Here is a 6,614-nt window from a genome sequence, read left to right on the forward strand (position 1 = left end):
CCTCACAAGTTACCAACAGAGTTATCCACAGCTTATTCCCGTTTGTACGGATGCTAATAACGATCAAGGATGATCCATGTCGATGCCTACTGTTACACCGGTTTCCCCCGCGGAACTGGAAGCTCGATTACGTCTGCACCGTTTGCCGGAACTCGGTCCTGCGCGTTTCAAGAAATTGCTCGACGCCTTCGGCTCGGCATCCAAAGCGCTCAGTGCACCAGCCAGTGCCTGGCGCGCGCTGGGTTTGCCACTGGCCTGTTCCGAGGCCAGACGAAGCGCCGAGATTCGTGACGGTGCCAGCCATGCATTGGCCTGGCTGGAGCGTCCGGCCCAGCATTTACTGATGTGGGACCAACCGGACTACCCGGCACTGCTGGCGCAAATCAGCGATGCACCACCGCTGTTATTTGTCGCGGGCAACCCGGGCATTCTGGAAAAACCACAACTGGCGATGGTCGGCAGTCGTCGCGCGTCCCGGCCAGGGATGGACACCGCTGCCGCGTTTTCCCGCAGCCTGGCCGGTGCCGGGTTTGTCATCACCAGCGGCCTGGCCATGGGCATTGACGCCGCCGCGCACCAGGCCGCGCTGGACGTCGGCGGGCAAACGGTCGGTGTGCTCGGTACGGGGCTCGAGAAGTTTTATCCACAGCGAAATCGACGCCTGGCGGACGCCATGATCGCTTCGGGCAGCGCAGTGCTTTCGGAGTTTCCGCTGGATGCGGGCCCAAGCGCCGGCAACTTCCCTCGGCGCAACCGGATCATCAGTGGTTTGTCACTCGGGGTGCTGGTGGTCGAAGCCAGTGTTGCCAGCGGTTCACTGATCACCGCGAGGCTGGCGGCGGAACAGGGGCGCGAGGTGTTTGCGATGCCCGGGTCGATCCATCATCCCGGCGCCCGGGGCTGCCATCAGTTGATCCGTGACGGTGCGGTGCTAGTCGAAACCATCGAACATATCCTCGAAGCCTTGCGCGGCTGGCAACGACTGCCGTTATCCACAGAAACCTGCACCACTGCATCGAATCACCCATTGCTGAAGCTGCTGCATGCCGCGCCTCACACCAGTGAAGCGCTGGCCAATGCAAGCGGCTGGGCCTTGCCGAAAGTGCTGGTGGCGTTGACGGAACTGGAAATGGACGGTCGCGCCGTTTGCGAAAGCGGACGCTGGTTTGCGCGGGTGAGCTAGGTTTTATAAACAAGATCGGTAAACTGCACGGAGCCTTATTCTGGAGTGTTTTTCATGGTCAACAGTTGGCGTGTGCAACAAGCCGCGCAAGCAATTCGCGCCGGGGCGGTGATTGCCTACCCAACCGAAGCAGTCTGGGGTCTGGGTTGCGACCCATGGGACGAGGAAGCGGTGGAGCGTCTACTGCTGATCAAGGGCCGATCTGCGGATAAGGGGCTGATTCTGGTCGCCGACAACATCCGTCAGTTCGATTTCCTCTTCGAAGACTTCCCCGAATTGTGGATGGACCGCATGGCCAGCACCTGGCCGGGGCCGAACACCTGGTTGGTGCCGCACCAGAACCTGCTGCCGGAGTGGATTACCGGCGTGCATGAAACCGTGGCGCTGCGGGTCAGCGATCACCCGCTGGTGCGGGATTTGTGCGCGCTGGTCGGGCCGTTGGTGTCGACATCGGCCAATCCGCAGGGGCGCCCGGCGGCACGCACGCGGATTCGCGTCGAGCAGTATTTCCGTGGCCAGGTGGATCTGGTGCTGGGCGGAAACCTGGGCGGACGCAAGAACCCGAGCGTGATTCGCGATCTGGCGACCGGCAAGGTTGTGCGTCCGGACTGAGACCGAGGCGCGGCCCTTCGCGAGCAAGCCCGCTCCCACACTGGATTTGTAAGCGACACAGATCAAATGTGGGAGCGGGCTTGCTCGCGAAGGGGCCTGATCATTCAGGGCAACAGGACAACCGAACCCGTCGTGCGCCGCGCCGACAACTCGGTCTGCGCCTTCGCCGCGTCGGCCAGTGGATAACGCTGGCTGATGTCCACGGTCAACTTGCCGCTGATGATCATCTCGAACAACTCGTCGGCCATGCGTTGCAGGTTCTCGGCGTTGTTTGCATAAGTGCCGAGGGTTGGCCGGGTCACGTACAGCGAGCCTTTCCCCGCCAGGATCCCCAGGTTCACGCCGTCGACCGCGCCGGACGCATTGCCGAAACTCACCACCAGCCCACGCGGCGCGACGCTGTCGAGTGAGGTCAGCCAGGTGTCCTTGCCAACGCCGTCGTACACCACCGGGACTTTTTTGCCGTCGGTCAATTCCAGCACGCGCTGGGCGACGTTTTCGTGGCTGTAGTCGATGGTCGCCCAGGCGCCGTTTGCTTTGGCCAGTGCGGCTTTCTCCGCCGAGCTGACCGTACCGATCAGCTTCACGCCCAAGGCCCTGGCCCATTGGCAAGCCAGGGAGCCGACGCCGCCCGCCGCGGCGTGGAACAGGATGGTTTCGCCACCCTTGAGTTCATAAGTCTGACGCAGCAAATACTGCACGGTCAGGCCCTTGAGCATCACCCCGGCTGCCTGTTCGAAACTGATGGCGTCCGGCAGTTTCACCAGATTGGCCTCGGGCAAGACGTGAACCTCGCTGTAGGCGCCCAGAGGACCGCTGCCATAGGCCACACGATCGCCTATCCTGAAGCGGGTCACGTCGCTGCCCACTGCCTCGACCACGCCCGCCCCCTCTGAACCGACACCCGATGGCAGGGATGGCGGCGGGTACAGACCGCTGCGGTAATAGGTGTCGATGAAGTTCAGGCCGATGGCCTTGTTGGTTACGCGCACTTCCTTCGGACCGGGCTCGGCGGGTTGGTAATCCACATACTCGAGCACTTCGGGACCGCCATGGGCGCGGAACTGGATACGCTTTGCCATCAGAACTCTCCATAGGTCGTTTTACCAAGCTCCCTATCGGACTCCTAAGCTTGATCTTCGTCAACTGCGGCGGGTCGACTTGCGATGGTATGCTACGGGCCCATTTGCGCAGGCTGAGCTCCAATGGAGCGCCGCGTAGTATTGCCCGATTCAAGGTGATGACATGACGACCCGCACCGAGGCCGTAAAAGCCTACCTGCTCGACCTGCAAGACCGTATTTGCGCCGCCCTGGAAGCCGAAGACGGTGGCACGCAATTCGTCGAAGACGCCTGGACCAGGCCGGCCGGCGGTGGCGGTCGTACCCGCGTGATCGAAAACGGCACGGTGATTGAAAAGGGAGGCGTCAACTTTTCCCACGTCTTCGGCAGTGGTCTGCCACCCTCCGCCAGCGCTCATCGTCCGGAACTGGCCGGCCGTGGCTTCGAAGCCCTTGGCGTGTCGCTGGTGATTCACCCGCACAACCCGCATGTGCCGACTTCCCACGCCAACGTGCGCTTTTTCATCGCTGAAAAAGAAGGTGAAGAAGCGGTCTGGTGGTTTGGCGGCGGCTTCGACCTGACCCCGTATTACGGCAACGAAGAAGACTGCATCCACTGGCACCGAGTCGCCGAGCAAGCCTGTGCGCCGTTCGGCCCGGATGTTTACCCGCGCTACAAGGCCTGGTGCGACAGCTACTTCCACATCAAGCATCGTCACGAGCCGCGTGGCATCGGCGGGCTGTTTTTCGACGACCTGAACGAGTGGGACTTCGACACCAGCTTCGCCTTCATGCGTGCTATCGGTGACGCGTACATCGACGCCTATCTGCCGATCGTGCAGCGCCGCAAGAACGATGCGTTCACCGCCAAACAGCGTGAGTTCCAGGAATTCCGCCGTGGTCGCTACGTTGAATTCAACCTGGTCTATGACCGTGGCACGTTGTTCGGCCTGCAGTCGGGTGGTCGCACCGAGTCGATATTGATGTCCTTGCCGCCGCAAGTGCGCTGGAGTTACGACTGGAAGGCCGAGCCTGGCAGCGAAGAAGCGCGCCTGACCGAGTATTTTCTGCAAGACCGCGATTGGTTGGCCGAAGCCTGAACGAGGAAACCTGATGGACCGTTATGTCGTATTCGGTAACCCGATTGGCCACAGCAAGTCACCGCTGATCCATCGCCTGTTCGCCGAACAGACCGCGCAGAAGCTGGACTACAACACGCTGCTGGCACCACTCGACGACTTTTCCACTTGTGCCCGGACTTTTTTCCTCGAAGGGCGCGGCGCCAATGTGACGGTGCCGTTCAAGGAAGAAGCCTTTCGATTGGCGAACAGCCTGACTGCGCGGGCGCAGCGTGCCGGTGCGGTCAATACCTTGAGCAAACTGGCCGATGGCAGTCTGCTGGGCGACAACACCGACGGTGCAGGGTTGGTGCGGGACCTGACGGTCAACGCCGGGTTCAGCCTCAAGGGCAAACGCATCCTGTTGCTCGGTGCTGGTGGTGCGGTGCGTGGTGCGCTGGAGCCGCTGCTGGCCGAGCAACCGGCATCGGTGATCGTCGCCAACCGCACGCTGGACAAGGCCGAACTGCTGGCGGAGCTGTTCGGCGATCTGGGGCCGGTCTCGGCCAGCGGTTACGACTGGTTGCGGGAGTCGGTGGACCTGATCATCAATGCGACCTCCGCGAGTCTGACGGGCGATGTGCCGCCAATCGCGTCCAGCCTGATCGAACCCGGCAAAACGGTGTGCTACGACATGATGTACGGCAAGGAGCCGACCTCGTTCTGCCGCTGGGCCAGCGAACACGGGGCCGCGGTGGCGATGGATGGCTTGGGGATGCTGGCCGAGCAAGCGGCGGAAGCGTTCTTCCTGTGGCGCGGAGTGCGCCCGGATACGGCGCCGGTGTTGGCCGAACTTCGCCGACAACTGGCCCTATAACCTACTGTAGGAGCGAGCTTGCTCGCGAAAAACCCGAGGGCGCTGTTGAGCATCTGGTTTTGCGCGTAATCGTTCACGACCTTCGCGAGCTAGCTCGCTCCTACAGAGAGCGGTGTTTCAGTCTTCAAACCGGATCGGGCATTTCTCCGCCCCTTCCAGCTTCCTCAACTCTTCCACCACCTGCGGCCGGGCCCGGCGCAAGGTCAGGCTGCGGTCCTGGCGCAGCAGGCGCCGCGCTTCCTGATGCAGCATTTCCACTCCTGAATAGTCGATGAAGTTGATCTGCTGCGCCTCGATCACCACGCGCGCGCCGTGCATGCGTTGCAGGCGTACTTGCAGGTAATGGCTGGCACCGAAAAAGATCGAGCCCCCTACCCGCAGAATGTCTTCCTCGCCATCTCGCACGTGCTGCACCCGTGGTTGCGATGTGCGTTTGAGGTAGAAAAAAAGCGAGGCCAGCACACCGGCGTAGATCGCCGTCTGCAACTCCAGCAGCAGCGTGGCGACACAGGTCAGCGCCATGACCACAAATTCGGCACGGCTGACCCGCAACAACGCACGAATGCCGCGATGGTCCACCAGTCCCCAGGCAATCAACAGAATACTGCCCGCCATGGCCGGAATCGGTATGTGTTCGATCAGTCGCGCGCCAAAAATGGCGAACAGCGCCACCCACAGTGCGGAAAAAATCCCCGCCAGCGGCGAACAGGCACCGGCCTCGTAGCTCAGTCCGGAGCGGGTAAAAGAACCGGCAGACAACGAACCGGAAAAAAACGCACCGACGATATTCGATAAGCCCTGGGCGCGAACTTCCTGGTTGGCGTCGAGCAATTGCTGCGAACGTGCGGAGATCGAGCGGGCAATCGACAGGCTGGTCACCAGCCCGAGCATGCCCACTGCCACGGCGCTGGGCAGCAAGCGCAGGATCAGGTCAAGGTCCAGCGGTAACGGACTGAATGGCGGCAGCTTGCCGGTGAAGGCGCTGACCAGTTGCACATGGCCGAACATCGATGGCCAAAGCCAGACCAGCAATGCACCCAGCACCAGAGTGATCATTAGCGTCGGCCAGCGTGGCAACCACAGCTTGAGGATCACGCCCACCACGACCGTCGCCAGCCCCAGCGCCAGCGAAGGTTTGTCCATTTCGCCGAGATGGCGCAACAAGGTGATGAAACTGTCCAGTGCGGTGGCCTGGCTGGGCAAGTCCAGCCCCAGCAGGTTAGGCAGTTGACCGATGGCAATCACCACGGCAGCGCCAAGGGTGAAGCCGAGTACCACCGAGTGAGAGACGAAATTCACCAGCGCGCCAAACCGCAGCAAACCCAGCAGCCACTGAAAGATGCCGGCAAGAAACGTCAGTAACAGGATCAGCATGACGTAGTCCTGCGACACTGGAACGGCCAGAGGACTGACGCTTGCGTACAGGACAATCGAGATGGCCGCCGTAGGACCGCAGATCAAATGCCACGATGAACCCCACAGGCAGGCGATCAGCACCGGGATGATTGCGGCGTACAGGCCGTATTCCGGTGGGAGACCGGCAATCAGGGCGTAGGCAATGGACTGCGGCAACGCGAGAATCGCACCGCTGAGGCCGACGATCAGGTCGCGCCCGACACTGGCGCGGGTTTGCCGGGGCAACCAGGTAAGGAACGGGAAGAGTGAATGGCGGCTTGGCAGGGCCATGGGGCCTCTCGGTCGGGGTTTTGCGAAAGAGTATCAGGACATGACCTGTGGGAGCGGGGGGGGGGGGGGGGGGGGGGGGGGGGGGGGGAAGAAATTTTATTTAAAAGTGGCCCACCGCGCGCAGAAACACAACACCGC

Annotated in this window: 6 protein-coding genes; 4 read left to right on the forward strand and 2 right to left on the reverse strand. The window is 61.9% G+C overall.

The window, feature by feature from the left end; all coding sequences use genetic code 11:
• Window positions 1-76: 76 nt before the first annotated feature.
• Together dprA and ACCD00_RS06585 are read left to right on the forward strand one after the other, a co-directional pair.
• Window positions 77-1,183 carry a DNA-processing protein DprA gene (gene dprA, locus ACCD00_RS06580; protein WP_413422980.1) on the forward strand — a complete coding sequence of 369 codons (1,107 nt, stop codon included), beginning with the start codon at window positions 77-79 and terminating at the stop codon, window positions 1,181-1,183.
• A 54-nt stretch (window positions 1,184-1,237) separates the two neighbouring features.
• Window positions 1,238-1,795, forward strand: coding sequence for an L-threonylcarbamoyladenylate synthase (locus ACCD00_RS06585; RefSeq protein WP_413422982.1), 558 nt, complete (start codon window positions 1,238-1,240; stop codon window positions 1,793-1,795).
• 104 nt (window positions 1,796-1,899) lie between these two features.
• Here ACCD00_RS06585 and ACCD00_RS06590 read toward each other — a convergent pair whose 3' ends face one another.
• Window positions 1,900-2,877 (reverse strand): NADPH:quinone reductase, encoded by a 978-nt coding sequence (locus ACCD00_RS06590; RefSeq protein WP_413422984.1) that lies wholly within the window; start codon window positions 2,875-2,877, stop codon window positions 1,900-1,902.
• A 163-nt stretch (window positions 2,878-3,040) separates the two neighbouring features.
• On the opposite strand from ACCD00_RS06590, the gene hemF reads away from it, so the two are divergent.
• The gene (gene hemF / locus ACCD00_RS06595) at window positions 3,041-3,955 is read left to right on the forward strand and encodes an oxygen-dependent coproporphyrinogen oxidase (RefSeq protein WP_413422986.1); all 915 of its coding nucleotides are present in this window, start codon (window positions 3,041-3,043) and stop codon (window positions 3,953-3,955) included.
• 13 nt (window positions 3,956-3,968) lie between these two features.
• Window positions 3,969-4,790, forward strand: a complete 822-nt coding sequence (aroE, locus tag ACCD00_RS06600) for a shikimate dehydrogenase (RefSeq protein WP_413422988.1) — start codon at window positions 3,969-3,971, stop codon at window positions 4,788-4,790.
• Window positions 4,791-4,907: 117 nt separating this feature from the next.
• On the opposite strand, the gene ACCD00_RS06605 is transcribed toward aroE, so the two are convergent.
• Complete coding sequence (locus ACCD00_RS06605; protein WP_413422990.1) at window positions 4,908-6,476, reverse strand: SulP family inorganic anion transporter; 1,569 nt, start codon at window positions 6,474-6,476, stop codon at window positions 4,908-4,910.
• Window positions 6,477-6,614 lie beyond the last annotated feature (138 nt).

The organism is Pseudomonas sp. Pseusp3 (genome assembly GCF_047304225.1).
Lineage (GTDB): Bacteria > Pseudomonadota > Gammaproteobacteria > Pseudomonadales > Pseudomonadaceae > Aquipseudomonas > Aquipseudomonas fluorescens_CD.